Origin of the sequence: Pseudomonas sp. B20(2017), assembly GCF_002113125.1 — a bacterium.
Classification (GTDB): Bacteria; Pseudomonadota; Gammaproteobacteria; order Pseudomonadales; family Pseudomonadaceae; genus Aquipseudomonas.
Map to the genome: position 1 here is coordinate 69,758 of NZ_NEJP01000016.1, position 25,851 is coordinate 95,608.

Sequence of the window (25,851 nt, forward strand, 5' to 3'; positions counted from 1 at the left end):
AAAACAATGGATTCGCCTCGTGGGGCCAATCTCATAAAACGGGTCGTGGCCGCCCAAACGGCCAAAGGCTGATCAAGATACACAGCAGGCTGCGCCCACACAAGACGCCAAAAGTCGGAGAAACCGGCGCCCGCCGCGACCTTGCGACGCGGTTCCCCAAGTCGCAACCCCATCATTAACTGTCGCCTGACCGCATTTTTCCCACGGTCGTTAAACGGCACCCGAGGGTTCGCCCCGGGTGCCCCGCCCCACGCAGAAAACCTTAGCCGGTATTTCGCAAACCGGCGGCAATCCCCGCCACAGACACCAGCAACGCCTGTTCCACCGGGCTGCCCTGCTCGACATTCTGCTGCCGCGAGCGCGCCAGCAACTCGGCCTGCAATAGATGCAGAGGGTCGAGGTAGGTGTTGCGCAGACGGATGAATTCCAGGGTGTCCGGGCTATGTGCCAGTAGCTGCGACTGACCGGTCAGGCCGAGGACGACGGAACACGCCTGCGACAATAGGTCGCGTAAGTGCGCACCCAAAGGCAGCAGGTCCGACTGCACCAGACGCTCGTCGTAGGACAGCGCAATGTCGGCATCCGCCTTGGCCAGCACCATCTCCAGCATGTCGATACGCGTGCGGAAAAACGGCCACTGTTCGCGCATCTGCCCCAGCAACTCGCCTTCGCCGCGCTCCAGTGCTTTGCTCAATGCGGTTTCCCAGCCGAGCCAGGCCGGCAGCATCAGGCGAGTCTGGGTCCAGCCGAAAATCCACGGAATCGCCCGCAGACTTTCGATGCCACCGGCGCGGCGCTTGGCCGGACGACTGCCCAACGGCAAACGCCCCAACTCCTGCTCCGGGGTCGACTGGCGGAAATACTCGACGAATTGCGGATTTTCCCGCACCACCGCACGGTAGGCAGCGACACCGTCAGCGGCCAGTTCATCCATCAGATGCCGCCATTCAGGCGTCGGTGGCGGCGGTGGCAACAGGGTCGCTTCGAGCACTGCCGCCAGATACAGATTGAGGTTTTGCTCGGCGATGTCCGGCAGGCCGAATTTGAATCGAATCATTTCCCCCTGCTCGGTGGTGCGGAAACGTCCGGCCACCGAACCCGGCGGCTGCGACAGGATAGCCGCGTGCGCCGGGCCGCCGCCACGGCCCACGGTGCCACCGCGACCGTGGAACAGCAGCAGTTCGACTTGCTGCTCACGGCAGATTTCCACCAGCCGCTCCTGCGCCCGGTACTGCGCCCATGCTGCCGCGGTGGTGCCGGCGTCCTTGGCCGAGTCGGAATAGCCGATCATCACTTCCTGCGGGCCTTGCAGCCGCGCGCGGTAACCCGGCAGCAGCAACAGGCGTTCGATCACAGGCCCGGCGTTGTCGAGGTCGGCGAGGGTTTCGAACAACGGCACCACGCGCATCGGCCGCAATACGCCGGACTCCTTGAGCAGCAGTTGCACCGCGAGCACATCGGAAGCGGCACCGGCCATGGAAATCACGTAGGAGCCCAGCGAAGCGCCCGGCGCGGCGGCGATTTCCTTGCAGGTGGCGAGCACTTCGGCGGTGTCGGCCGAGGGTTTGAAATGCGCCGGCAGCAGCGGCCGACGGTTTTGCAGTTCGCGGGTCAGGAAGCTGATGCGCTGTTCTTCGTCCCACTCTTCGTACTTGCCGAGGCCGAGGTAATCGGTGATTTCGGTCATGGCCGCGCTGTGGCGGGAAGAATCCTGACGCACGTCGAGGCGCACCAGGAACAGGCCGAAGGTCACGGCCCGACGCAGGCAATCGAGCAACGGCCCATCGGCGATCACGCCCATGCCGCACTCGTGCAGCGAGTTGAAACACAGTTCCAGCGGATCGAGCAGGTCGCGATTATTGTGCAGCACATCGGCTGGGGCCGGCGTGGTGGCGGTCAGCGATGCATGGGCCCAGTTACGTGTGGCGCGCAGCCGTTCACGCAATTGTTTGAGCACCGCCCGATATGGCTCGGCGCTGTCGCCGGCCCGGGCCTTGAGCGCGTCGCTGGCCTGCTGCATCGAGAGTTCGGCCGCCAGGTGATCAACGTCACGCAGGTACAGATCCGCCGCCATCCAGCGCGCCAGCAGCAGTACTTCGCGGGTCACTGCGGCAGTCACGTTCGGGTTGCCGTCCCGGTCGCCGCCCATCCACGAAGCGAAGCGGATCGGCGCAGCTTCCAGCGGCAAGCGCAAACCGGTGGCCGCAAACAGCGCCTGATCGGCCTTGCGCATATGGTTGGGAATCGCCTGCCACAGCGAATGCTCGATCACCGCAAAACCCCACTTGGCTTCGTCCACCGGAGTCGGCCGGGTTCGGCGGATTTCTTCGGTGTGCCAGGCTTCGGCGATCAGGCGTTGCAGAGTGTTGTGGATCTGGTCGCGTTCGGCCGTGGTCAGATCGCGATGATCCTGAGCTGCCAGTTGCGCAGCAATCGCGTCGTACTTCTGGATTAGCGTGCGGCGGGCCACTTCGGTCGGGTGCGCGGTGAGCACCAGTTCGATTTCCAGCCGCGCCAGTTGCCGGGCCAGGGATTCGGCGCTGTGCCCTTCGTTGCGCAGGCGGGCGAGCAGTTCCGGCAGCACACGGGATTCGAACGGAGCGGCCTGGGTCTCTTCGCGGCGATGGATGAGCTGGTACTGCTCGGCGATGTTCGCCAGGTTGAGAAACTGGTTGAAAGCCCGCGCCACCGGCAGCAGTTCGTCTTCGCTCAATTGATTGAGGCTGGCGCTGAGTTCGGCGTCCATCGAGCCGCGCCGGTCGGCCTTGGCGCCCTTGCGGATCTGCTCGATCTTGTCGAGAAACGCCTCGCCGTACTGGTCACGAATGGTGTTGCCCAACAGCTCACCAAGCAGGTGAACGTCTTCGCGCAAGCGTGCATCAATATCGGTCATCAGCATCTGCTCCAGCAGTAATCGGTGACGGATCGCAAGTGAGTGGATGAACAGAGAGTGCCGCTCTGGGACGCTTCTTACAAGCAGACGACGAAGGGACTTTAAACCTTGAGGGTTGAAGCTAGTCTCAAGGGTAAGCCCCACAACGGCTTGCCGCCGGCTGACGCCGGACACTCACCAAGACCTGCCATGAGCAGGTGCGACATGAGGTTTTTATGAAAATCCGTGAACTCGCCCAGCATTGGGAAGAAACCGCCAAGGGTCGCCTGACCGATACCGGCTACACGATTCATCTGGATGTGGAAGCTGCCGCACGGCTGGCGGCGATCGCCGAGATGTACCCCAAACGTCACGCCGAAGAACTGCTCGGCGAGCTGATCGGCGCCGCCCTCGAAGAGTTCGAAGCGAGCCTGCCGTATGTGAAAGGTTCGACCGTGGTCGCCACCGACGAGGAAGGCGATCCGCTGTATGAAGATGTCGGCCCGACTCCGCGTTTTCTCGCTCTGTCACGGCGTCATCTGCACGACTTGTCGACCGCAGCCGGCAAGCAGAAACACTGACACAACATAAATCGAAACGTGGGAGCGAGCTTGCTCGCGAAAGCGGTTTGTCAGGCACTGTAGTGGTGACTGATCCGACGCTATCGCGAGCAAGCTCGCTCCCACATTGACTGTATTCAAACTCATAAATCACACGCCTTATTATTCCCGCGCGTACCACTCTCCCCCGCCAAAGTTCCCGGTTCAGGGCCTTGTCCACCTGGTCAGCATTTTTTTGGGCGATGAGCCATCTTTTCTGAACTTTTGAAAAATGCCTTCGGTCGGAACAGGTAACCACGCCTGGAACGAGCGTTTCAAAACGCACTTGCACATGACGGTTGCGGCTCCGCTACCAGGATGGATTTCGAAGCTTTCAAGGAGTTAACCAATGGAGTTGAAGACCATGAAGACCCAAACCTCGTTTTCCCACCTGCGCGGTCTGAAACTGGCCGCTCTGGCCATCGGCACCAGCTTCGTACTGGCCGGCTGCGCCGGCAATCCACCGACCGAGCAGTACGCCGTGACTCAATCGGCGGTCAACAGCGCGGTCAGCGCCGGCGGTACCGAGTTTGCCGCCGTGGAAATGAAGCAGGCACAGGACAAGCTCAAGCAAGCCGAAATCGCCATGCACGACAAAAAGTATGACGAGGCCCGCATCCTCGCCGAACAGGCCGAGTGGGACGCGCGCGTCGCCGAACGCAAGGCTCAGGCGATGAAAGCCGAACAAGCGGTGAAGGATTCCCAGAAAGGTGTTCAGGAACTGCGTCAGGAAAGTCAGCGCACTGTGCAGTAAGCGCGCATCCCGACCGCAAGGCTGAAACTCTTATCGATAGAAAGGACGAACGATTATGCGTAAACAACTGATGATCCCCGCTCTTCTGGCCGCAAGCGTTGCCCTGGCTGCCTGCTCGACGCCGCCTAACCCGAATCTGGAACAGGCGCGCACCAACTACGCCGGCCTTCAGGCCAACCCGCAGGCGAGCAAAGTCGCGGCCTTGGAAACCAAGGACGCCAGTGATTACCTGGACAAGGCCGACAAGGCTTATCTGGACAAGGAAGACCAGCACAAGGTCGACCAACTGGCCTATCTGACCAACCAGCGCGTGGAAGTGGCCAAGCAGACCATCGCCCTGCGCACCGCTGAAAACAACCTGAAGAACGCCGCCGCCCAACGTGCCCAGGCCCGTCTGGATGCCCGCGATCAGCAGATCAAGCAGCTGCAGGACAGCCTCAACGCCAAGCAGACCGATCGCGGTACGCTGGTGACTTTCGGTGACGTGCTGTTCGCCACCAACAAGGCCGATCTGAAATCCAGCGGTCTGGTGAACATCAACAAACTGGCGCAATTCCTCCAGGAAAACCCGGATCGCAAAGTGATCGTCGAAGGCTATACCGACAGCACCGGCTCGGCGAGCTACAACCAGTCGCTGTCCGAGCGTCGCGCGACCTCGGTGCAGGTTGCGCTGATCAAGATGGGTGTAGACCCTTCGCGCATCGTGGTGCAGGGCTATGGCAAGGAATACCCAGTTGCGGATAACGGCAGCGTGTCGGGCCGTGCGATGAACCGTCGGGTGGAAGTGACCATTTCCAACGACAACCAGCCAGTGATGCCACGTTCGGCTGTCAGCTCGAACTAAGCGTTACGCGGTAACGAAAAAGCCCCGCCTGATTTGATCAGGCGGGGCTTTTGTTTGAATGGAACTCTGTGGGAGCGAGCTTGCTCGCGATAGCGTCCTTTCAGTCAGCAATTATTTGACTGATCCACCGCGATCGCGAGCAAGCTCGCTCCCACATGGAACTGAATTATTGCTCAAGCTTCTGCGGCGTCTCCTGCCCCATGCAACGCACAGCCTTCTTCTGCGCATTGACGAGCACCCCGGTCAGGCCTTTCTGTTCGGTGTCGAACAGCACCAGCACGCCATCGATGCACTGCGCCACTTGCGGCGCCGGGGTCAGGGAGACTTTGTAGTCTTCGCCGGGAATGGTCTTGAGCATGGTGAATTCGTTGAGCAGCAACGCATCCTCGGGTTTGGCGAAGTGCAGGTAGCCGTAGTACCAGAGGGCGCCGACGGTGCCGAGGATGCTGCAGATACCGGTGATGATCAGCGGGATGGCGTTGCGTTCTTCACTCATTGCGGACTCTCTGGTGGTTCGTCTTCAGAATTCGGGGGTGTCGGATAATTCGGTATCTCGCCGAGGCGGCGCAGGCCGTTGAAGTGTTCGGGATCGTCGAGGTAGCGCAGCATCACCTGCCGCCAGACCGGGTCGCCGAAAGTCTGCACATGCCCGCCCCGGGTCAGCTGCAGCACGCGCGGTGGCGGCGCAGCTTGATACAGACGGATGCCGTTGGAAAGGGGCACCAGCGGATCGTCGAGGCTGTGGAAGATCAATTTCGGCACGCCGTTGAGCTGCGGCATGGCGTTGATCGCACTGTCGCCATCCGGCACCAGCCACGACAGCGGCACCTGAAACGGCCAGGTCAGCCACGAGGTGCTGAGGGCGTATTGGCCGACGCTGCGGTAACTGGCGGGCACGCCGTCGAGCACCAGGGCCTTGAGCTGTTTTTGTCTTTCCGGATGTTGCACCAGCCAATGCACCGCCATCGCCCCGCCAAGACTCTGACCCAGCAGCACCAGCGGCTTGCCTTTGACCTCTGGCGCCTTGTCCAGCCAGGCGAAGACGGCATCAATGTCCTGATAGATCGCTGGCAGGCTCGGTTCGCCTTCGGACAAGCCGTAACCGCGATAGTCCACCAGCAGCACTTGATAGCCGTTTTTCGGCAACCACCAGCTCCCGCCCAAGTGCATCGGCAGATTCCCGCCGTTGCCGTGCAGGTGAAGCACCGTGCCCTTGACCTCGACACCGGGCTTGGCCGGCAGCCACCAGGCATTCAGCTTGAGGCCGTCGGCGGTGGTCAGGGTGACAGTGCGGTATTCGAGTCTGGCCTTTTCCGGGGTGAACAACTGGCCGGGTTCGGGGTAGAACAGCAACGAGCTGCAACCGCCGAGGGTCAGGAGCAGGCAAAGGATGCCGAGGATTCTCATCCGGTGAAACCTCGCAAAAACAGGGTGGGAATGCATTCCAATGTGGGAGCGAGCTTGCTCGCGAATGCTATCTAACATTCAACTCACGCGTTACCTGACACACCGCCTTCGCGAGCAAGCTCGCTCCCACAAAGGACATCATCGAGTTCAGAGGATATTCGAGTAATCCGCCTCGATCCGGTCCAGGCTCAAGTGATTGAGGAAGTTGGAGAAGCACATCCACGCCGACAACGCGTTCATGTCGCGGAACTGGTCCGGCAGGTACTTGGGCGGCACCACCAGGCCTTCGTCCACCAGCTGACGCAGGGTTCGCATGTCCTCCAGCGTGGTCTTGCCGCAGAACAACAGCGGGATCTGCTCGAGCTTGCCCTTGCGCACGGCCAACTGAATGTAGTTGTAAACCATGATGAAGCCCTTGAGGTAGGACAAGTCCTTGGTGAATGGCAGACCGGTCGGCGTCGATCCACGGAAAACGCGACTGGCGTTGCCATAGCTTTCCGCCATTTCGAAGCCCTGCTCGCGGAAGAACTCGAAAATCTGCAGGAAGTCCGCGCCCTCCTCGACCATGTGGATGGCGCGGGTGCGGTTGGTCAGTTTGCGCAGGCGGCTCGGGTAGGAGGCGAAGGTGATGATTTCCATCAGGATCGCCAGGCCTTCCTGAGTCACTGTCGACGAGGGCGGGCCCTTGGACAGGAAGGTGCAGATCGGCTGGTTCAAACCGTTGAGCGTGGTGCCGACGTGCACCAGGCCTTCGTGGACTTCCAGCGCGCGCACGTCGCGGTCGTTGAACATCGCGTCGGTGCGGATCTTGATGTAGTCGGCGCCCGCCGCCGCATCGGCGACGATCCCGTCGGACTCGAACACGCGGATGGTTTCCTCGGCCTCACCGAACACCTTGTTCAGCCGGGTTTGCAGCAGGTGCACGGCGTCCTTGGCGGTGAGGACCTTCGGTTCGTCCTTCAGGTCGCCACGACCGTCGATGTTGTTCAGGTAGTCGGACATCATCAGGCCGAGGTCGGCCAGTGTGGGGTCACCGGCGTGGAACGCATCGGACGCGGCGCCGTACAGTTCCTGGGAAATCAGGCCGAAATCCTCGGTGCCGCGCGCTTCGAGCATGCGCACCACCATCCGGTATTCCTTGCACATGCGGCGCATGATCTGGCCGACCGGGTTGAACTGACCGAGCTGACGGGTTATGTCGCGTTCGATGTTCTGGAATTCCAGCTTGACCCTGCTTGAGTCGAAGGACAGCGGCCGGTTGAGGTAGTAGTCGCGATCCACCGCCGGCAATTCCTTGCCCTTGGCCTTGAGGAAACCCTTGCGAATGTTCTCGTCCCACTTGACCGCGTCGAGCACGCGGATCGGCGTCTGCGCCAGCACAATGCGATCGGACAACGTGCGTATCGTCTGCTGGTAATCGTCCACCCGAAACTCCTGTAGAAAACGTGACGTACTGGATTATTTGGCTTTGGCTTGGTGCTGATAGCGCGCCGCTTCGACGAAAACGTCGGAATTGGCCGGGTCGTCGAGGTAAGCAAAGACCTTTTCAAGCGGACTGTCGACCTGCACGCCCTCGCCGTCATCGGTCTGGAAGCCTTGGCCGTCGAGGGTTTTCTGGGCGATGGCCTGGTTGATCTGCTCAAGATCGAGGTTGTAGATCACCAGTTCGCGCTTGTCGGTGATCTCGAAACCGGCGATGGTGAAGTGCCCGCCATATTGCGCCGGCACCTTCGCCGACAGATACCAGCGGTTGCCGTGGCGCGACACCGTGAACGGATAGGCTTCACGCTCGCGGGGTTTGGCTTTGAAGTATGCAACTGCCTGATAGCGATCGTTGCCCAGGCGTGTCAGCTCCAGATTCATCGGCTCGCCCCAGGCATTGGTGCTCGACCATTGGCCGAGCAGGCCCTTGGGCGCCGGTTCACTGGCGGGCAGCGGATCCTTGAAGGTCACCAGACATCCGCTGAGCAGCAGGAACGACAAGGCGATCAGCACGCCACGCCAGGCTTTCATTCGACACTCCCTAGACCCGAACTCACCAGCGAACCTGTGGGAGCGAGCTTGCTCGCGATGGCGGAGTGTCAGCCAATGAAGACTTTGAATGACAGATCGCAATCGCGAGCAAGCTCGCTCCCACAGGGGGATTGCGTTACACCGACGCGAGTACCAGGTGCATATAGCGCGTCAGAATGCCGAGCATGTCCTCTTCGGCCAAAGGCTCGGCGTCGTTGAGCAGGCCCTGATATTCCATCCGTCCGATAATCGCCGTCAACACCTTGGCATCCTGCTGCGGCTCGCGCGAGCCCAATACCTGGAACAACTGGCAGGAGCCCTGCAACAGAATCTGCTGATGGGAGCGGACCAGTTCCGCCAGACGCGGGTTCAGCAGCGCTTCCTGACGGAACGCCTGCTCGGCCATCAAATGCTCGCGACGGTTGACCAGTTGCCGATGCACATAGTCAGCCATCAACCGAGCGATATCGTCCGCCAGTTGCGAACGCGATTCCGGGCTGCCGTCACCACTGACCACCATTTCGCGCAGCAGGCCTTCGTTGTTGATCCACAGCTTGGCCATGTAGGCCGCGCTGCGTTCGACGTACTGGGCGAAGGTATCGGTGAGCAGGTCATCGATGTCCTTGAAGTAATACGTGGTGGCCGACAGCGGCACACCGGCCTCGGCCGCCACCGCCCGGTGACGCACGGCCCGCACGCCGTCGCGCACGACAATGCGCATCGCCGCATCGAGAATGTCCTGTCGACGCTGTTCACTGCCCTGCCGGCTGGCCTTGCGGCCCTGGTACTGAACACTTTCAGCGACCGCAGTGGCGATTCCCGCTGCACCCTCTTGAGCCATTGCACCGATCACGACAGGCATACCTCTGTTGTTTTCTTCAAAAATTAACCATTTGATACGTTTGTACCAGACAGGCAATAAAAAGCCGCCCATTTCAGGCGGCTTTTTTATTGAAACACTTACGCTTGCGGCCGCATGTGCGGGAACAGGATCACGTCGCGGATCGACGGGGAGTTGGTCAGCAGCATCACCAGACGGTCGATGCCGATACCTTCACCGGCCGTTGGCGGCATGCCGTACTCCAGCGCGCGAACGAAGTCGGCGTCGTAGTGCATGGCTTCGTCGTCGCCGGCGTCCTTGTCGGCCACCTGCGCCATGAAACGCTCGGCCTGGTCTTCCGCGTCGTTCAACTCGGAGTAGGCGTTGGCGATTTCACGGCCGCCGATGAACAGCTCGAAACGGTCGGTGACGTTCGGGTTGTCGTCGTTGCGACGGGCCAGCGGCGACACTTCGAACGGGTACTGGGTAATGAAGTGCGGCTGTTCCAGCTTGTGCTCGACCAGCTCTTCGAAAATCATCACCTGCAGCTTGCCCAGACCTTCGAAGCCCAGCACCTTGGCGCCGGCCTTCTTGGCGATGGCGCGAGCCTTGTCGATGTCGTTCAGGTCATCGGCGGTCAGCTCAGGGTTGTACTTGAGGATCGAGTCGAACACCGACAGGCGCACGAACGGCTCGCCGAAGTGGAACACCTTGTCGCCGTACGGCACGTCGGTGCTGCCCAGAACCAGCTGCGCCAGTTCGCGGAACAGTTCTTCGGTCAGGTCCATGTTGTCTTCGTAGTCGGCGTAAGCCTGGTAGAACTCCAACATGGTGAATTCTGGGTTGTGACGAGTCGAAACGCCTTCGTTACGGAAGTTGCGGTTGATCTCGAACACTTTCTCGAAACCGCCAACCACCAGACGCTTGAGGTACAGCTCTGGCGCGATACGCAGGAACATTTCCATGTCCAGCGCGTTGTGGTGGGTTTCGAACGGCTTGGCCGCGGCGCCGCCAGGAATGGTCTGCAGCATCGGCGTTTCGACTTCGAGGAAGTCGCGCTTCATCAGGAAGCTGCGGATGTGCGCGATCACTTGCGAACGCACGCGGAAGGTCTGGCGCACGTCTTCGTTGACGATCAGGTCAACGTAGCGCTGACGGTAGCGCTGTTCGGTGTCGGTCAGGCCGTGGTGCTTGTCCGGCAGCGGGCGCAGGGATTTGGTCAGCAGGCGCACGCTGGTCATCTCGACGTACAGGTCGCCCTTGCCGGAACGGGCCAGGGTGCCTTCGGCGGCGATGATGTCGCCCATGTCCCAGGTTTTCACCGCGGCCAGGGTTTCTTCGGACAGGGTTTTGCGGTTGACGTAGACCTGGATGCGACCGGTCATGTCCTGGATCACCATGAACGAGCCACGGTTGAGCATGATGCGACCTGCAACCTTGACCGGGATCGCAGCCTCTGCCAGCTCTTCCTTGGTCTTGTCCGCGTACTGCTTTTGCAACGCATCGCAGTAGTTGTCGCGGCGGAAGTCGTTCGGGAAGGCATTGCCCTTGGCGCGCTCGGCAGCAAGCTTTTCCTTGCGCAGGGCGATCAGGGAGTTTTCTTCCTGTTGCAGGGCCTGGTCGAGTTGTTGGTCGCTCATGTCTTTAAATATTCCATCACAGGTTCGTTGCCCCCGGGCCTTTCGGCCCGGGGATCGCCAGCAGGCTGGCTCCTACAGAGATCGAGTTGAATCAGCCGATCCTGTATTGCGTTTCTTACAGGCCCGATTTCAGGCTGGCTTCCAGGTATTCGTCGATGTCGCCGTCGAGCACCTTGTCGCAGTCACTGCGTTCGATGTTGGTGCGCAGATCCTTGATCCGCGACGCATCGAGCACGTACGAACGGATCTGGTGACCCCAGCCGATGTCCGACTTGGTGTCTTCCAGCGCCTGGGACGCCGCGTTGCGCTTCTGCATTTCCTGCTCGTACAACTTGGCCCGCAGCATTTTCATGGCGGTGTCCTTGTTGGCGTGCTGGGAACGTTCGTTCTGGCAGCTCACCACGGTGTTGGTCGGTACGTGGGTGATACGTACGGCCGAGTCGGTGGTGTTTACGTGCTGACCACCGGCACCGGAGGAACGATAGGTGTCGATCCGCAGGTCTGCCGGGTTGATTTCGATTTCCACCTTGTCATCGATCTCTGGCGAGACGAAAACCGCGGAAAACGAGGTGTGGCGACGGTTGCCGGAGTCGAACGGGCTCTTGCGCACCAGACGGTGCACGCCGATCTCGGTACGCAGCCAGCCAAAGGCGTATTCGCCCTTGATGTGCACGGTCGCACCCTTGATCCCGGCGACTTCACCGGCCGACAGCTCCATGATGGTCGCGTCGAAACCGCGTTTGTCGGCCCAGCGCAGGTACATGCGCAGCAGGATGTTGGCCCAGTCCTGGGCCTCGGTGCCGCCGGAACCGGCCTGGATGTCCAGGTAGGCGTTGTTCGGGTCCATCTCGCCGCTGAACATGCGACGGAATTCCAGTTTGGCCAGGGACTCTTCGAGACCCTGGAGGACTTCGACGACGTCATTCACGGCGCCTTCGTCGTTCTCTTCAACGGCCATGTCGAGCAGCTCGCGGGAATCGGCCAGGCCGGTGGCCAGCTCGTCCAGGGTGTCGACGATCTGCGCCAGCGTCGAGCGCTCGCGGCCCAGTTCCTGGGCGTATTCAGGTTTGTTCCAGACTGCAGGATCTTCAAGCTCGCGATTGACTTCGATCAGACGCTCATGCTTTTGATCGTAGTCAAAGATACCCCCGAATAGATTCGGAGCGCTCGGACAGGTCCTTGATGGTGTTCAGGATCGGGTTGATTTCCATGACGGGCAGCACTCGTTGGCGAACTTTTGAAAGCCGGCGAGTATAACGTAATCACGCTGTCACGGCAGCCCGTCTGGCGGCTGTTAAGGCGATTCACTTGACATGGCCTGACACAGATCCCCTGTGGGAGCGGGCTTGCTCGCGAAGGCGGAGTATCAGTCGACATCATTGCTGAATGACCCACCGCATTCGCGAGCAAGCCCGCTCCCACAAGGGTATCGCGTACCTATTCGATGCCGACCTGATTGCGCCCGTTGTTCTTGGCAAGGTACAGGCCGCGATCCGCCGCCGAGATCAGCAACCGGCAGTCGCTGCCCGACTCCGGCACCATGGTCGCCAGGCCGATGCTGATGGTCAGGCTTGAGCCTTCGGCCGGGGCATTGTGCGGAATCTTCAGCGCCGCGACCGTCTGGCGCAGCTTTTCCGCCACCAGTCGCGCCCCGCCCGGCGAGGTGTTGGGCAGCACCAGCGCAAATTCTTCGCCGCCATAACGCGCCGGCAGATCGGACGGCCGGGCACTGGCCTCGCGAATCGCCGTGGCGACCTTGCGCAGCGCTTCGTCGCCCTCGACATGGCCGAAGGTGTCGTTGTAGGACTTGAAGTAATCGACGTCGATCATCAGCAGCGACAACTGGCTCTGGTCGCGCAGCGAACGGCGCCATTCCAGTTCCAGGTATTCGTCGAAGTGCCGGCGGTTGGACAGCCCGGTCAGGCCGTCGGAGTTCATCAGGCGTTGCAAGACGAGGTTGGTGTCGAGCAATTGCTGCTGGCTGACCCGCAGCGCGCGGTAGGCCGCGTCCCGTTGCAGCAGGGTCATGTAGGAGCGCGAGTGATAGCGGATGCGCGCCACCAGCTCGATGTTGTCCGGCAGTTTCACCAGATAATCGTTGGCCCCGGCGGAGAACGCCGCGCTCTTGATCAGCGGGTCTTCCTTGGTCGACAGGACGATGATCGGAATGTCCTTGGTCGCCGGGTGATTGCGGTATTCGCGCACCAGGCTCAGGCCGTCGAGGCCAGGCATCACCAGATCCTGCAGAATCACCGTCGGCTTGATCCGTACCGCATGGGCCACCGCCTGATGCGGGTCGGAACAGAAGTGGAAGTCGATGTTCTCTTCGTTCGACAGCCCACGGCGCACGGCTTCGCCGATCATCGCCTGATCGTCCACCAACAACACCATGGCGGCGTTCTCGTCGGTTTTGATGTCATCGATCTGTAAGTCATTCATGGGCGGTCACCTGAGTGCTGCGGGGGCCAGGATTGCGGAGGTACGTGTTCATTTGGGGAAAATCTCCAGCAATCGTGGCGCTATCTTTTCCAGTGGACGGATTTCTACGGCCGCGTCGATGGCTGCGGCAGCCTTGGGCATGCCGTACACCGCACTACTTTGCTGATCCTGCGCGATGGTCAGATAACCCTGTTGGCGCATGAGCTTAAGCCCTTGCGCCCCGTCGCGTCCCATCCCCGTCAATAAAACCCCTACTGCGTCACCGTTCCAGTAGTTGGCGACGCTTTCGAAAAACACGTCGATCGAGGGGCGATAGATCTCGTTGACCGGCTCGGCGGTGTAGGCCAGCGTGCCGTTCTTGAGCAAACGAATATGGTGGTTGGTGCCGGCCAGCAGCACCGCGCCGGCCTGCGGCGGTTCGCCTTCCCGGGCCAGACGCACGTCCAGGCCGCTGGCGCTGGCCAGCCATTCGGCCATGCCGGCGGCGAACACCTGATCGACATGCTGCACCAGCACGATGGCCGCCGAAAAGTGGCGCGGCAGGCCTTTGAGCAATACTTCCAGCGCTGCCGGGCCACCCGCCGACGAGCCGATCGCCACCAATCGCTGGCGTGAGGCGGTACTGCGCGGTGTCGCAGGAGCCGGACGCGAGCGGGCGGTTTTCTCGCCGATCAGCCAGCCAATGTTGAGGATCTTGCGCAGCAGCGGCGCCGCCGCTTCCTGAGGATTGCCACCGCCGATGGCCGGGGTGTCGACCACGTCCAGCGCGCCGTGGCCCATGGCTTCAAACACCCGGTGCACGTTCTGCTGGCGGTCCACGGTGACGATAACGATCGCGCATGGGCTCTCGGCCATGATCCGCCGGGTGGCCTCGACGCCATCCATTACTGGCATGATCAGATCCATCAGGATCAGGTCCGGGGTGCTTTCCGCACACAGGCGCACGGCTTCGGCGCCATTGTTGGCGACCCACACCACCTGATGCGCCGGCTCGAAGGCCAGCGCCCGGCGCAGAGCCTCCACTGCCAGCGGCATGTCGTTGACGATTGCGATCTTCATGCCCGCGCTCCTCCGATGAGCTCAACCACCGCGTCGAGCAGGGCGTCGTCATGAAAACTGGCCTTGGCTAGATAATAGTCGGCGCCGGCGTCCAGTCCACGGCGGCGGTCCTCCTCACGATCCTTGTAGGACACCACCATCACCGGCAGCGATTGCAGACGGTTGTCACGACGCAGCAGCGAAACCAGCTCGATGCCGTCCATGCGCGGCATGTCGATGTCGGTGATCAGCAGGTCGAAGTCCTCGGAGCGCAAGGCGTTCCAGCCGTCCATTCCGTCCACCGCAACGGCCACGTCGTAGCCGCGATTGAGCAGCAGCTTGCGTTGCAGTTCGCGCACGGTCAGCGAGTCGTCGACCACCAGGATCCGCTTGCGCGCCGCTTCAGCGGCCTGATTGCCGTGACGCGCGATGCGCTCCAGACGCCCGGTGTTGAGCAGCTTGTCCACGGAACGCAGCATGTCTTCGACGTCGACAATCAGCACCACCGAGCCATCGTCGAGCAAGGCCCCGGCGGAAATGTCCTGCACCTTGCCCAGCCGCTCGTCCAGCGGCAGCACCACCAGCGTGCGCTCGCCAATGAAACGCTCGACCGCCACGCCGTAGATTGCATCGCGCTCGCGGATCACCACGACTTTCAAGGTATCGCCGCTGTTCTGGCTGGCGGGACGTTGCAATAACTGACTGGCCGCAACCAGCCCGACATGTCGACCTTCGTGCCAGAAATGCTGGCGGCCTTCGACCTGCACGATGTCCTCCGGCGCCAGATCGCACATGCGCTCGATGTGCGCCAGCGGGAAGGCGTAGGCCTCGTCGCCGACTTCCACCACCAGGCTGCGCACCACCGACAGGGTCAGCGGTACTTCCAGATGGAAGCGACTGCCCTCGCCCGCCGTCTGCTCCAGCACCACCGCGCCGCGTAACTGGCGGACCATGTGCTGAACGGCATCAAGGCCGACGCCACGACCGGACACTTCGGTAACCTTGTCGCGCAGGCTGAAACCCGGCAGAAACAGGAAGGTCAGCAGTTCTTCTTCGCTCAACTGGGCGGCGGTTTCGGCCGGCGACAACTGACGTTCGACGATGCTGCGGCGGACCTTTTCCAGATCCACACCGTTGCCGTCGTCGCTCAACTCCAGCACCAACAGACCGGCCTGATGCGAGGCCCGCAGGCGGATCAGGCCTTCTTCGGGCTTGCCTTTGAGCAGGCGCTCCTGCGGAGTTTCAATGCCGTGATCGACCGCGTTGCGCAGCAGGTGCGTCAGCGGAGCTTCGAGTTTTTCCAGCACATCGCGGTCGACCTGAGTCTTCTCGCCCTCGATTTCCAGCCGCACCTGTTTGCCGAGGCTGCGACCGAGGTCGCGCACCATCCGCACCTGCCCCGATAACACATCGGCAAACGGCCGCATGCGGCAGGCCAGAGCGGTGTCGTAGAGCACTTGTGCGCGCTGACTCGCTTGCCAGGCAAACTCGTCAAGTTCGGCATTTTTCTCTGCCAGCAGTTGCTGGGATTCGGCGAGCAAACGGCGCGCGTCTTCCAGCGCCTCTTGAGCCTCAAGGCTCAGGGCGTGTTCCTTGAGATGAACGTTAAGACTTTCCAGCGCCCGCAGGCCGTTGTTCTGCATGCGCTTGAGGCGCTGCATCGTGGCCAGGTGCGGCTTGAGGCGCAGGGTTTCCACCAGGGACTTGCTCGACAGATCGAGCAGGCTGTTCAGGCGTTCGGCGGTGACCCGCAGCACCCGCTCGCCGCCCTCAGTGGTGCGTTTGCTCTTGCGCGGCGCAGGCTCCGGCTCGGCAACCTCGACCGGGATTTCAACCGGCGCCGGCTCAGCCAGCGGCGGTGGTTGAAGCTGCAACTCGGCCATCGGCGGCGCACTCGGAGCGGCGGGCACCACGGCCGGCGCCGTCGGATCGAGCAACCCGCCCATCAACGCCACGTAAGCCTCGATGTCCGCCGGTTGCGGGCCGTTGGCCGGTGTAGCAATGCGCATCAGCAAGTCGGTGCCCTGCAACAGCGCGTCGATATGCTCGGGGCGCAGGAACAACCGCCCTTCCTGGGCGCTGACCAGACAATCTTCCATCACGTGGGCGACGCTGACGCCGCTGTCGATGCCGACGATCCGCGCCGCGCCTTTCAGCGAGTGCGCCGCACGCATGCACGACTCGAGCTGATCGGCCTGGGTCGGGTTGCGCTCCAGCGCCAGCAGCCCGGCGCTGAGCACCTGGGTCTGAGCTTCGGCTTCGAGGCTGAACAGCTCGAGCAAGGAGGCGTCGCGCATTTGCTCGGGGGTCATGTGAGGCTCCGGGACACGGCGGACAACAGCTGTTCTTCATCCAGCCAACGCAGGCTGCGACCTTTGAAAGGCAGCACGCCTCGGGTGTATTTGGCGCTGGCTTGCGCACCCGAACGTGAGGCAGCATCGAGGATGCGCTCGTCGATGGCGTGAATCCCGTCGACTTCGTCCACCGGCACCACCACCGGCCCGCCCTGGGCCGAGATGATCAGCATGCGCGGCATGATTCGCGCGCCGGTCGCCGGGGCCGCGTTGCTGTCGAGGTCGAGCAGTTCGACCAGCGACAGGCACGCCACCAACGCACCGCGCACGTTCGCCACGCCGAGCAAGGCCCGGGAGCGCTGGTGCGGCAGCGAGTGAATCGCCTGCAACGGTGCGACCTCCACCAGACTGCGGGTGGCCAGTCCGAGCCATTCTTCGCCGAGGCGGAACATCAGCAGCGAACGGGTCTTCAGCTCGGTTTCGACCTGGGTCGCCACCGGATCGCGCTCGTCCTGCTGCAACGCATAGCGGTCGAGCAGGCGCGTGGCGGCGGCGGAATACACCGAGCAATTGCGGCAATGGATGTGCTCGTCCAGCAGCGGACAGGACTTGTCGCCGTGGATGCCGATGCGGTTCCAGCAATCGTCGATGGCCCGGGCGTCTTCGTGGGTGACGTTCAAGGTGTCGGACGGGATCATCGTTTACGCTCACTGTCGGCGGTGCGGTCGCTGCGGGCGGCGCGCTCCTGCAATCGTCTGGCGCCGGCCGTGTCGCCCTGGGCCTGCAGCAGCGCGGCCAGGTGCATCAAGGCTTCGGGGTGTTGCGGTTCGAGGTACAGCGCTTTGCGGTAAAAGCCCTGGGCTTCGAAGGCGCTGCCGGCGACATCGCTGAGCAGGCCGAGCCAGTAAAACACTTGGGCCACCGGCTCATGGCTGCGCAAATACTGCTCGCATGCGGCCCGGGCTTCGGCGCTTTTGCCTTCGTTGGCCAGGGCGGCGATGTTGGCCAGCAACGTCGCGGCGTCGGGGTTGGTGGTTTTAGCTGTCGCCGGCAACGGCGTCACGCCAGCAAACGGACGGTTGCGCACCGGCGGCGGTGGCGTACTGCGCACCGGCTGACGCACAGGCAACGGCACCGGCATCGCGGTAGGCATCGGCAACGGTTCGGGCTGCGGTTCGCTGTGGCGGCTGAAGGCGAAGGACTGCGCAATCCCGATCGAGCGCATGCCGAGCCGCCCAAGCAGACTGCCCTCGGCCGGGCCGATAAACAGCACACCATCGACATGGGTCAGGCGCTTGAGCACGGCGAACACTTGCTGCTGGGTCGGCTGATCGAAATAGATCAGCAGGTTGCGACAGAACACGAAATCGAACGGCGGCTCGTTGACCAGCAATGACGGATCGAGCACGTTGCCGACCTGCAGGCGCACCTGCTCGCGGACGATGTCATTCACCCGATACCCCTCGTTCTCGGCGAAAAAATGCCGCTCGCGAAAGTCCAGTTCCTGACCGCGAAACGAGTTCTTGCCGTACAGCGCCCGCCGCGCCTTGTCCACCGACAAGGGGCTGACGTCCATACCATCGACCTTGAACTGATGGGGCTTGAGGCCCGCATCGAGCAAGGCCATGGCAATCGAATAGGGTTCTTCACCGGTGGAGCACGGCAGGCTGAGAATGCGCAACGCGCGCATGTTGTTCAGCTCGCTCAGGCGCTTGCGTGCCAGTTTGCCGAGGGTGGCGAAGGATTCCGGGTAACGGAAAAACCAGGTCTCGGGGACGATTACCGCTTCGATCAGCGCCTGCTGTTCATCCCGCGAGCCTTGCAGCGTCTGCCAGTACTCATCGGCATTCACCGTTTGCGACAGGGTGATGCGCTGGCGCACGGCCCGCTCGATGATCGCCGGCCCGACCGAAGCGACGTCGAGGCCGATGCGTTCCTTGAGGAAGTCGAAGAAGCGCTGGTCGCTGCTCATGGCTGCTCCTCAAGCCGCGCCGGATCCAGCGGCGGTGTCGGGAACAGCAGCGTACGTACCGACTCGTCCAGCAAATCGTTGACCCGCACCCACTGCACCAGCCCTTGCGCATCTTCACGCACCGGGCCCAGGTACGGCGCCTGACGATTGTCGAGGCCGTACGGCTGGAAATCATCCGGGTTGCAACGCAAGGTGTCGTTGGCCTGTTCGAGGATCAGGCCCAGCCAGTGCGACGGCTGCGATTCATCCGCGCGGTAATGCACCAGCACCAGCCGTGTGCTGGTGCGCGCTTGCGCAGGATGGCCGAACGTCAGGGCACTGAGGTCGATCACCGGCACCACCGTGCCGCGATAGGCGAACACCCCTGCCACCCAGTGCGGCGCCCGGGCAATCGGCTTCAACGGCAGGCGCGGCAGCACTTCGGCCACTTCCGTGGCGCGCAAGGCGTAGCGTTCGCTGCCGATGCGAAACAGCAGGAACAGCGCCTGCTTCGCCACCGGTGCAGCGCTGCGTTTGGCGGTGATTTCGCTCATCAGACTTTGAATCGCGAAACGCCGCTGCGCAGGCCCACGGCCACCTGGCTCAGTTCGTCAATGGCGAAACTGGCCTGACGCAACGACTCGACCGTCTGGCTGCTGGCATCACCCAGCTGCACCAGCGCATGGTTGATCTGCTCGGCACCGGTGGCCTGGGCCTGCATGCCCTCGTTGACCATCAACACCCGCGGCGCCAGCGCCTGCACTTGATGGATGATCTGCGACAGCTGCTCGCCCACTTGCTGCACTTCGGCCATGCCGCGACGCACCTCCTCGGAGAACTTGTCCATGCCCATCACCCCGGCGGACACCGCCGACTGGATCTCGCGGACCATCTGTTCGATGTCATACGTGGCAACAGCGGTCTGATCCGCCAAGCGCCGAACTTCGGTGGCGACCACGGCGAAACCGCGACCGTACTCACCGGCCTTCTCCGCTTCAATCGCGGCGTTCAGGGACAGCAGGTTGGTCTGGTCGGCGACCTTGACGATGGTCACCACCACCTGATTGATGTTGCCGGCCTTCTCGTTGAGGATCGCCAGTTTGGCGTTCACCAGATCCGCCGCGCCCATCACCGAGTGCATGGTGTCTTCCATGCGCGCCAGGCCTTGTTGCCCGGAACCGGCCAGCACCGAGGCCTGATCGGCGGCGGTGGAGACTTCAGTCATGGTGCGTACAAGGTCGCGAGAGGTTGCCGCGATTTCGCGGGATGTCGCGCCAATTTCAGTGGTGGTCGCAGCGGTTTCGGTGGCGGTCGCCTGTTGCTGCTTGGAGGTGGCGGCGATCTCGGTCACCGAGGTGGTGACCTGTACCGACGAACGCTGGGCCTGGGACACCAGCGCGGTGAGCTCGGTCATCATGTCGTTGAAGCCGGTTTCCACTGCGCCGAACTCGTCCTTGCGCTCGAGATTCAAGCGGCTGCTCAGATCGCCGGTGCGCATGATGTCGAGGATCTGCACGATGCGGTTCATCGGCGCCATGATTGCGCGCATCAGCAACAGACCGCAGAGGCCGGCAGCCAGCACGGCCACCAGCAGCGAGACGAACATGCTGACTTTGGCCGCTGCCACAGCCTCGTCGATGTTGGCCATGGCCTGGTCGGCGACTCGCTTGTTCTCGCCGATGATGTCGTTGAGTTTCATCCGGCCCGAGTACCAGGTCGGTGTCAGTTGCTCGTGGAACATCTTGACGGCATCGGCTTCGAGGTTGCGCTTGTGCAGATCAAGCACCGCATCCTGAATTTTCAGATAGGCATCGTGATATTTCTCGAACGCCGCGAATTCGAGCTTGTCCTCGTCCGTGACTACCGTGCCACGGTAATTGGCCATCTGTTCCTGAAGCCGGGATTCGAAGGCCTTGTAGTCGGCCGCGTCTTCGCTGCTGACGCCCTGCCCTTCCTTGAGCCCCAGCAGTTCCTGGGTCTGCAGGTAGCTGTCGACCCACGCGCCACGAATCATCGAGCTGTAATAGACGCCGGGAATCGCGTCGTCACGGACGCTGTTTTCACTGGCTTCGATCTTAAGCAGCCGCGAATACGAGACGACCACCATCAGCAGCATGATGGCGATAATCACCGCAAAGCTTGCCAAAATGCGTTGGCGCAACGTCCAGTTCTTCACAGTCAGTCCTCGGGGCGGGTCGAAATGCGGGGGAGTATAGCTGAGGGCGGTGTTTCATTTATAAGACGGTTTGCCGCGCTCAGGCCTTCCGGCATTAAACGGGGTGGGCTCTGGACAGGGACTTTCAAGGAATCGGAGGGCGGCGTGCCAGTGACGCAATGGCAAAAAGGGGCGATGGATTGGTCATTTCAGCTGCTGCAACGAAAGAACCCGCGATCCTGTGCAAGATAGCGGGTTCTCGTATCGATCATGGCAGCTCTACAGGGCTGCCACACGGACTTGCCTCTCCAACTCCACCTTCAACCCCGGCTCCAGCTTCAACTGCCGCGCCAGCTCATCCAGATAGCTCTTTTCCATGAAGTTCTCCTCGTCCACCAGCATCACGCTCGCCACGTACATCTCGGCGGCCATCTCCGGTGTGCTCGCTGCACGGGCGACGTCGGTGGGGTCGAGGGGTTTGTTGAGTTCGGCGTGGAGCCAGTGCTTGAGTTCCTGATCGTTGTCGAGTCTGGTGAATTCGCCTTCGATCAGTTGGCGTTCGCGGTCGTCGATGTGGCCGTCGGCCTTGGCGGCGGCGACCAGGGCTTTGAGGATGGCCTGGCTGTGTTGTTCGACTTGCGCCGGTGGCAGGCGATCGACGGTTTGCGGTTCGTTTTGTGGAGCGGTGCCTTTCTGGGCGTTCCAGTTGCCGTAGGCTTTGTAGGCGATTACGCCCAGTGCGGCGAGGCCGCCGTAGAGGGCGACTTTACCGCCAACCTTGCGGGCCTTTTTGCTGCCCAGCAGCAGGCCCATGGCGCCGGCCGCCAGGGCACCGCCGCCTGCGCCTGACAGCAAACCGCCGAGTGCGCCATTACCGGAAGATCCGCCCAGCAAGCCGCCCAAGCCACCGGCAGCCGGTTTGTTCTGCGCCCCGCCCGCCTTGTTCTGCAGCAGATCCTGGCCGGACTTGAGGAGTTGATCGAGCAATCCACGGGTGTTCATGTTCCGTCTCCAAACTGGGTTTATCCGGATCAATAAGGCCCTCAGCCTAGTTCGAAAGTGCCCGTCACTTGGGTGCGAGTGTGCTTCCAGATGTTGCCTGGCCCGGAGCAGCCATTCGCGAAAATAGATATACACTCGAGGCAATCTAAAAAAACCGCCCACCGGGTAAACCTTCCATGATGACCTTGCGTCAGATCCGCCATTTCATCGCCGTGGCCGAGACCGGCTCGATCTCCGCCGCCGCGCAAACCGCGTTCATTTCCCAATCGACCCTGACCCTGGCCATCCAGCAACTGGAGGAAGAAATCGGCGTCAGCCTGTTCAATCGCCACGCCAAGGGCATGACGCTTACCCATCAGGGCCACCAGTTCCTGCGCCAGGCGCACCTGATTCTGGCGACCGTGGACAACGCCAAACGCAGCCTGCAACAAAGCACCGATCAGGTTGCCGGGCAGTTGATCGTCGGCGTGACCAGTCTGGTGGCCGGTTATTACCTGGCGGATTTGCTCACCCGTTTCCAGCGTGCCTACCCCAATGTCGAGATCCGGGTGATGGAGGACGAGCGGCCGTATATTGAACATTTGCTGGTCAGCGGCGAGATCGATGTCGGGGTGCTGATCCTCTCCAACCTCGAAGACCGCCACGCCCTGCAGATCGAAGTATTGACCCATTCGCCGCACCGTTTATGGCTGCCGGCCCAGCATCCGCTGCTGGAACACGACAGCATCAACCTCGCCGATGTGGCCCGGGAGCCGTTGATTCAGCTGAACGTCGACGAGATGGATCGCAACGCCCAACGCCTGTGGCGCGGGGCCGGACTGCAACCGAAGATCACCCTCAGAACCGCGTCCACCGAGGCAGTGCGAAGCCTGGTAGCGGCGGGTCTCGGCGTTTCGATCCAGCCAGACATGACCTACCGCCCATGGTCGCTGGAAGGCGACATCATCGAAGCGCGGCCAATTGCCGATCTCAACCAGACCCTCGACGTCGGCCTGGCCTGGCGTCGTGGCACTGCGCGCCCCGCGCTGGTCGATCCGTTCCTGACCGTGGCTCGCGAGCAGCCCCACGGCGGGCGCAAGCCATCTATTTAATCGAATGCCACCTTCAGTATTTAGAATTTGTCGACCCCGGAGCCGCACACTAGTCTTGCTGCATCTATAAGACGGTTGGCTCCCGGAACAGGGAGCAATATGACCACACAAGAAAAGAGATCCCGGAAAATGGCTGGCGCGCAGACCCACATGCACACCGCGTTGCTGATCGACGGCGAATTGGTCGCCGGGCAAGGATTTGTCGAACCGATCCTCAACCCGGCCACCGGTGAAGTCCTGACCCAGATCGCCGAAGCCAGCACCGAACAAGTCGAAGCCGCCATCCTCGCCGCCCACCGCGCCCTTGCCGAGTGGTCGCGCACCACCCCGCAACAACGCTCCAACCTGCTGCTGGAAATCGCCAACGCCGTCGAGAAACATGCCGACCACCTCGCCCGACTCGAAGCCCTGAACTGCGGCAAGCCGCTGCATCTGGCGCGGCAGGACGATTTGACTGCGACCGTCGATGTATTCCGCTTTTTCGCCGGCGCGGTGCGCTGTCAGACCGGCCAGCTCAGCGGCGAATACGTGCCGGGCTACACCAGCATGGTGCGCCGCGATCCGATTGGCGTCGTCGCCTCGATTGCGCCGTGGAACTACCCGATCATGATGGCCGCGTGGAAGATCGCCCCGGCCCTCGCTGCGGGCAATACGCTGGTGTTCAAGCCGTCCGAGCACACGCCGCTGTCGATCCTGGCACTGGCGCCAGCACTGGCAGAAATCCTGCCGCGCGGGGTGATCAACATTGTCTGCGGTGGCGGAGAAGGCGTTGGCAGTCACTTGGTCGGGCATCCGAAAGTGCGCATGGTGTCGCTGACCGGCGATATCGTCACCGGCCAGAAAATCCTCCAGGCCGCCGCGAAAACCCTCAAGCGCACCCACCTCGAGCTCGGCGGCAAAGCCCCCGTGATCGTCTGCAACGATGCCGATCTGAAAGCCGTGGTCGAAGGCGTGCGCACTTATGGCTATTACAACGCCGGGCAGGATTGCACGGCGGCTTGTCGGATCTACGCCCAGGCAGGGATTCACGACAAATTGGTGGCTGAACTCGGCGCAGCGGTCAGCAGCCTGCGCTTCGCCGGCAAACGCGATGCCGACAACGAAATCGGCCCGCTGATCAGCACCCGTCAGCGCGACCGCGTGGCCAGTTTCGTCGAGCGCGCCCTCGGTCAGCCGCATATCGAGCGGGTGACCGGCGCGGCAGTGCACTCCGGCGCCGGATTCTTCTATCAGCCAACCCTGCTGGCCGGTTGCAAACAGAGCGATGAAATCGTCCAGCGCGAAGTGTTCGGACCGGTGGTGACCGTGACCCGCTTCGACGAACTGACGCAAGCGGTGGACTGGGCCAACGACTCGGAATACGGCCTCGCCTCGTCGGTCTGGACCCAGAACCTGGACAAGGCGATGCAGGTCGCCGCACGCCTGCAATACGGCTGCACCTGGATCAACAGCCATTTCATGCTGGTCAGCGAAATGCCCCACGGCGGGCTGAAACGCTCCGGTTACGGCAAAGACTTATCCAGCGATTCGCTACAGGACTACAGCGTGGTGCGGCACATCATGGCCCGCCACGGCCAGCATCTCTGACTACGCTAATAACAAGCCGCTGACGGCATGCTCCACCGCGTTCACAACTGCCCCGACCATAATTTAAAGAAGAGGGTTCACTATGTTCGTGCACAAGACCGCACTGTTCAGTGCAATCACCACGGCCCTGCTGGCCAGCGCCAGCCTGCAGGCCGCCGAACCGCTGAAAGCCGTCGGCGCCGGCGAAGGTCAGCTGGATATCGTCGCCTGGCCCGGCTACATCGAACGCGGTGAAAGCGACAAGGCCTACGACTGGGTGACCGGTTTCGAGAAGGAAACCGGCTGCAAGGTCAATGTGAAAACCGCCGCCACCTCTGACGAAATGGTCAGCCTGATGGCCAAGGGCGGTTACGACCTGGTGACCGCGTCGGGCGATGCGTCGCTGCGGTTGATCGTCGGCAAGCGTGTGCAACCGATCAACACCGCGTTGATCCCGAACTGGAAATCCCTCGACCCGCGCCTGAAAGACGCGCCGTGGTACGTGGTCAACAACCAGACCTACGGCACCCCGTACCAGTGGGGCCCGAACGTGTTGATGTACAACACCAACGTGTTCAAGACCGCGCCGACCAGCTGGAACGTGGTGTTCGACGCGCAGAACCTGCCCGACGGCAAGCCGAACAAGGGTCGCGTGCAAGCCTACGACGGCCCGATCTACATCGCCGACGCGGCGCTCTATCTGAAATCCACCAAGCCTGAGCTGGGGATCAAGGACCCGTACCAGCTCACCGAAGATCAGTACAAAGCCGTGCTGGAACTGTTGCGCGCCCAGCAGAAGCTAATCCACCGCTACTGGCACGACACCACGGTGCAGATGAGCGACTTCAAGAACGAAGGCGTGGTCGCATCCAGCGCCTGGCCATATCAGGTCAACGGCCTGATCAACGAGAAACAGCCGATCGCCTCGACCGTGCCGAAAGAAGGCGCTACCGGCTGGGCCGACACCACCATGCTGCACACCGAGGCCAAGCACCCGAACTGCGCGTACAAGTGGATGGACTGGTCACTGCAACCGAAAGTCCAGGGTGATGTGGCGGCATGGTTCGGTTCGTTGCCGGCGGTTCCGGCGGCGTGTCAGGGCAGTGAGTTGCTCGGCGCTGAAGGCTGCAAGACCAACGGGTTTGACCAGTTCGACAAGATCGCCTTCTGGAAAACACCGCAGGCTGAGGGTGGGAAGTTTGTGCCGTATAGCCGGTGGACGCAGGACTACATTGCGATTATGGGCGGTAGGTAATCGATCTTTTCTGTGGGAGCGAGCTTGCTCGCGAAGTGGGTATCACATCCAACATTGCAGGTGACTGACCCACCGTCTTCGCGAGCAAGCTCGCTCCCACATGAGATCACC

At 62.0% G+C, this 25,851-nt stretch carries 22 protein-coding genes; 6 read left to right on the forward strand and 16 right to left on the reverse strand.

Annotated elements, in window-relative coordinates; translation table 11 throughout:
* Nucleotides 1–262: 262 nt before the first annotated feature.
* A complete protein-coding gene (ppc, locus tag CAF63_RS22095; protein WP_085688969.1) occupies nucleotides 263–2,893 on the reverse strand; it encodes a phosphoenolpyruvate carboxylase in 2,631 nt (876 codons plus the stop codon).
* Nucleotides 2,894–3,108: 215 nt separating this feature from the next.
* Between ppc and CAF63_RS22100 the strand changes: the two genes are divergently transcribed.
* From CAF63_RS22100 to CAF63_RS22110, 3 genes are all read left to right on the forward strand, one after another.
* Nucleotides 3,109–3,453 (forward strand): pilin assembly protein, encoded by a 345-nt coding sequence (locus CAF63_RS22100; RefSeq protein ID WP_085688799.1) that lies wholly within the window; start codon nucleotides 3,109–3,111, stop codon nucleotides 3,451–3,453.
* Between the two features lie 367 nt (nucleotides 3,454–3,820).
* The gene (locus CAF63_RS22105) at nucleotides 3,821–4,225 is read left to right on the forward strand and encodes a DUF4398 domain-containing protein (protein ID WP_064378962.1); all 405 of its coding nucleotides are present in this window, start codon (nucleotides 3,821–3,823) and stop codon (nucleotides 4,223–4,225) included.
* 55 nt (nucleotides 4,226–4,280) lie between these two features.
* Nucleotides 4,281–5,069, forward strand: a complete 789-nt coding sequence (locus CAF63_RS22110; RefSeq protein WP_064378961.1) for an OmpA family protein — start codon at nucleotides 4,281–4,283, stop codon at nucleotides 5,067–5,069.
* A 166-nt stretch (nucleotides 5,070–5,235) separates the two neighbouring features.
* On the opposite strand, the gene CAF63_RS22115 is transcribed toward CAF63_RS22110, so the two are convergent.
* The 15 genes from CAF63_RS22115 to CAF63_RS22180 form a co-directional block, all read right to left on the reverse strand.
* Nucleotides 5,236–5,565: a hypothetical protein gene (locus tag CAF63_RS22115; RefSeq protein ID WP_085688802.1), complete on the reverse strand. Its 330-nt coding sequence runs from the start codon at nucleotides 5,563–5,565 to the stop codon at nucleotides 5,236–5,238.
* Nucleotides 5,562–6,476, reverse strand: coding sequence for an alpha/beta hydrolase (locus CAF63_RS22120; RefSeq protein WP_085688805.1), 915 nt, complete (start codon nucleotides 6,474–6,476; stop codon nucleotides 5,562–5,564). The genes CAF63_RS22115 and CAF63_RS22120 overlap by 4 nt, the downstream gene beginning before the upstream one ends.
* Before the next feature lie 147 nt (nucleotides 6,477–6,623).
* Complete coding sequence (locus CAF63_RS22125; RefSeq protein ID WP_085688808.1) at nucleotides 6,624–7,901, reverse strand: flavohemoglobin expression-modulating QEGLA motif protein; 1,278 nt, start codon at nucleotides 7,899–7,901, stop codon at nucleotides 6,624–6,626.
* Between the two features lie 33 nt (nucleotides 7,902–7,934).
* The gene (locus CAF63_RS22130; protein WP_085688811.1) at nucleotides 7,935–8,489 is read right to left on the reverse strand and encodes a hypothetical protein; all 555 of its coding nucleotides are present in this window, start codon (nucleotides 8,487–8,489) and stop codon (nucleotides 7,935–7,937) included.
* A 136-nt stretch (nucleotides 8,490–8,625) separates the two neighbouring features.
* Nucleotides 8,626–9,330, reverse strand: a complete 705-nt coding sequence (locus CAF63_RS22135; protein WP_085688973.1) for a TetR/AcrR family transcriptional regulator — start codon at nucleotides 9,328–9,330, stop codon at nucleotides 8,626–8,628.
* A gap of 119 nt (nucleotides 9,331–9,449) precedes the next feature.
* Nucleotides 9,450–10,949 carry a lysine--tRNA ligase gene (gene lysS / locus CAF63_RS22140; protein WP_011332646.1) on the reverse strand — a complete coding sequence of 500 codons (1,500 nt, stop codon included), beginning with the start codon at nucleotides 10,947–10,949 and terminating at the stop codon, nucleotides 9,450–9,452.
* 115 nt (nucleotides 10,950–11,064) lie between these two features.
* Nucleotides 11,065–12,160, reverse strand: a protein-coding gene (prfB, locus tag CAF63_RS28575; protein ID WP_143492482.1) for a peptide chain release factor 2 whose coding sequence is annotated in 2 segments (ribosomal slippage) — nucleotides 11,065–12,087 and nucleotides 12,089–12,160 — 1,095 coding nt in all. Because the reading frame shifts where the segments join, the coding sequence is not laid out codon by codon here.
* A gap of 226 nt (nucleotides 12,161–12,386) precedes the next feature.
* Nucleotides 12,387–13,388 carry a PleD family two-component system response regulator gene (locus tag CAF63_RS22145; RefSeq protein WP_039769610.1) on the reverse strand — a complete coding sequence of 334 codons (1,002 nt, stop codon included), beginning with the start codon at nucleotides 13,386–13,388 and terminating at the stop codon, nucleotides 12,387–12,389.
* 48 nt (nucleotides 13,389–13,436) lie between these two features.
* On the reverse strand, nucleotides 13,437–14,447 hold the full coding sequence (locus CAF63_RS22150) for a chemotaxis response regulator protein-glutamate methylesterase (protein WP_085688814.1): 1,011 nt from the start codon (nucleotides 14,445–14,447) through the stop codon (nucleotides 13,437–13,439).
* The gene (locus tag CAF63_RS22155; protein ID WP_085688817.1) at nucleotides 14,444–16,738 is read right to left on the reverse strand and encodes a hybrid sensor histidine kinase/response regulator; all 2,295 of its coding nucleotides are present in this window, start codon (nucleotides 16,736–16,738) and stop codon (nucleotides 14,444–14,446) included. Before CAF63_RS22155 ends, CAF63_RS22150 begins: the two co-directional genes overlap by 4 nt.
* A complete protein-coding gene (locus CAF63_RS22160) occupies nucleotides 16,735–17,418 on the reverse strand; it encodes a chemotaxis protein CheW (RefSeq protein ID WP_007954679.1) in 684 nt (227 codons plus the stop codon). Before CAF63_RS22160 ends, CAF63_RS22155 begins: the two co-directional genes overlap by 4 nt.
* Entirely contained in the window at nucleotides 17,415–18,692 is a 1,278-nt protein-coding gene (locus CAF63_RS22165; RefSeq protein WP_085688820.1) for a protein-glutamate O-methyltransferase CheR, read from the reverse strand. The genes CAF63_RS22160 and CAF63_RS22165 overlap by 4 nt, the downstream gene beginning before the upstream one ends.
* The gene (locus tag CAF63_RS22170) at nucleotides 18,689–19,225 is read right to left on the reverse strand and encodes a chemotaxis protein CheW (RefSeq protein ID WP_085688823.1); all 537 of its coding nucleotides are present in this window, start codon (nucleotides 19,223–19,225) and stop codon (nucleotides 18,689–18,691) included. The genes CAF63_RS22165 and CAF63_RS22170 overlap by 4 nt, the downstream gene beginning before the upstream one ends.
* On the reverse strand, nucleotides 19,225–20,847 hold the full coding sequence (locus tag CAF63_RS22175; RefSeq protein ID WP_085688826.1) for a methyl-accepting chemotaxis protein: 1,623 nt from the start codon (nucleotides 20,845–20,847) through the stop codon (nucleotides 19,225–19,227). Before CAF63_RS22175 ends, CAF63_RS22170 begins: the two co-directional genes overlap by 1 nt.
* Before the next feature lie 258 nt (nucleotides 20,848–21,105).
* On the reverse strand, nucleotides 21,106–21,828 hold the full coding sequence (locus CAF63_RS22180; RefSeq protein WP_085688829.1) for a tellurite resistance TerB family protein: 723 nt from the start codon (nucleotides 21,826–21,828) through the stop codon (nucleotides 21,106–21,108).
* Nucleotides 21,829–22,004: 176 nt separating this feature from the next.
* Between CAF63_RS22180 and CAF63_RS22185 the strand changes: the two genes are divergently transcribed.
* The 3 genes from CAF63_RS22185 to ydcS all read left to right on the forward strand — a co-directional run bounded on the left by CAF63_RS22185 (nucleotide 22,005) and on the right by ydcS (nucleotide 25,740).
* The gene (locus tag CAF63_RS22185; RefSeq protein WP_085688832.1) at nucleotides 22,005–22,919 is read left to right on the forward strand and encodes a LysR family transcriptional regulator; all 915 of its coding nucleotides are present in this window, start codon (nucleotides 22,005–22,007) and stop codon (nucleotides 22,917–22,919) included.
* A gap of 99 nt (nucleotides 22,920–23,018) precedes the next feature.
* On the forward strand, nucleotides 23,019–24,506 hold the full coding sequence (locus CAF63_RS22190; RefSeq protein WP_085688835.1) for a gamma-aminobutyraldehyde dehydrogenase: 1,488 nt from the start codon (nucleotides 23,019–23,021) through the stop codon (nucleotides 24,504–24,506).
* Between the two features lie 82 nt (nucleotides 24,507–24,588).
* On the forward strand, nucleotides 24,589–25,740 hold the full coding sequence (gene ydcS / locus CAF63_RS22195; protein ID WP_085688838.1) for a putative ABC transporter substrate-binding protein YdcS: 1,152 nt from the start codon (nucleotides 24,589–24,591) through the stop codon (nucleotides 25,738–25,740).
* Nucleotides 25,741–25,851 lie beyond the last annotated feature (111 nt).

Bases quoted from the DNA above. Each gene is read 5' to 3' on its own strand.
- ppc (WP_085688969.1), bottom strand. From the start codon at position 2,893: ATGACCGATATTGATGCACGCTTGCGCGAAGACGTTCACCTGCTTGGT.
- CAF63_RS22100 (WP_085688799.1), top strand. From the start codon at position 3,109: ATGAAAATCCGTGAACTCGCCCAGCATTGGGAAGAAACCGCCAAGGGT.
- CAF63_RS22105 (WP_064378962.1), top strand. From the start codon at position 3,821: ATGGAGTTGAAGACCATGAAGACCCAAACCTCGTTTTCCCACCTGCGC.
- CAF63_RS22110 (WP_064378961.1), top strand. From the start codon at position 4,281: ATGCGTAAACAACTGATGATCCCCGCTCTTCTGGCCGCAAGCGTTGCC.
- CAF63_RS22115 (WP_085688802.1), bottom strand. From the start codon at position 5,565: ATGAGTGAAGAACGCAACGCCATCCCGCTGATCATCACCGGTATCTGC.
- CAF63_RS22120 (WP_085688805.1), bottom strand. From the start codon at position 6,476: ATGAGAATCCTCGGCATCCTTTGCCTGCTCCTGACCCTCGGCGGTTGC.
- CAF63_RS22130 (WP_085688811.1), bottom strand. From the start codon at position 8,489: ATGAAAGCCTGGCGTGGCGTGCTGATCGCCTTGTCGTTCCTGCTGCTC.
- CAF63_RS22135 (WP_085688973.1), bottom strand. From the start codon at position 9,330: ATGGCTCAAGAGGGTGCAGCGGGAATCGCCACTGCGGTCGCTGAAAGT.
- lysS (WP_011332646.1), bottom strand. From the start codon at position 10,949: ATGAGCGACCAACAACTCGACCAGGCCCTGCAACAGGAAGAAAACTCC.
- CAF63_RS22145 (WP_039769610.1), bottom strand. From the start codon at position 13,388: ATGAATGACTTACAGATCGATGACATCAAAACCGACGAGAACGCCGCC.
- CAF63_RS22150 (WP_085688814.1), bottom strand. From the start codon at position 14,447: ATGAAGATCGCAATCGTCAACGACATGCCGCTGGCAGTGGAGGCTCTG.
- CAF63_RS22155 (WP_085688817.1), bottom strand. From the start codon at position 16,738: ATGACCCCCGAGCAAATGCGCGACGCCTCCTTGCTCGAGCTGTTCAGC.
- CAF63_RS22160 (WP_007954679.1), bottom strand. From the start codon at position 17,418: ATGATCCCGTCCGACACCTTGAACGTCACCCACGAAGACGCCCGGGCC.
- CAF63_RS22165 (WP_085688820.1), bottom strand. From the start codon at position 18,692: ATGAGCAGCGACCAGCGCTTCTTCGACTTCCTCAAGGAACGCATCGGC.
- CAF63_RS22170 (WP_085688823.1), bottom strand. From the start codon at position 19,225: ATGAGCGAAATCACCGCCAAACGCAGCGCTGCACCGGTGGCGAAGCAG.
- CAF63_RS22180 (WP_085688829.1), bottom strand. From the start codon at position 21,828: ATGAACACCCGTGGATTGCTCGATCAACTCCTCAAGTCCGGCCAGGAT.
- CAF63_RS22185 (WP_085688832.1), top strand. From the start codon at position 22,005: ATGATGACCTTGCGTCAGATCCGCCATTTCATCGCCGTGGCCGAGACC.
- CAF63_RS22190 (WP_085688835.1), top strand. From the start codon at position 23,019: ATGACCACACAAGAAAAGAGATCCCGGAAAATGGCTGGCGCGCAGACC.
- ydcS (WP_085688838.1), top strand. From the start codon at position 24,589: ATGTTCGTGCACAAGACCGCACTGTTCAGTGCAATCACCACGGCCCTG.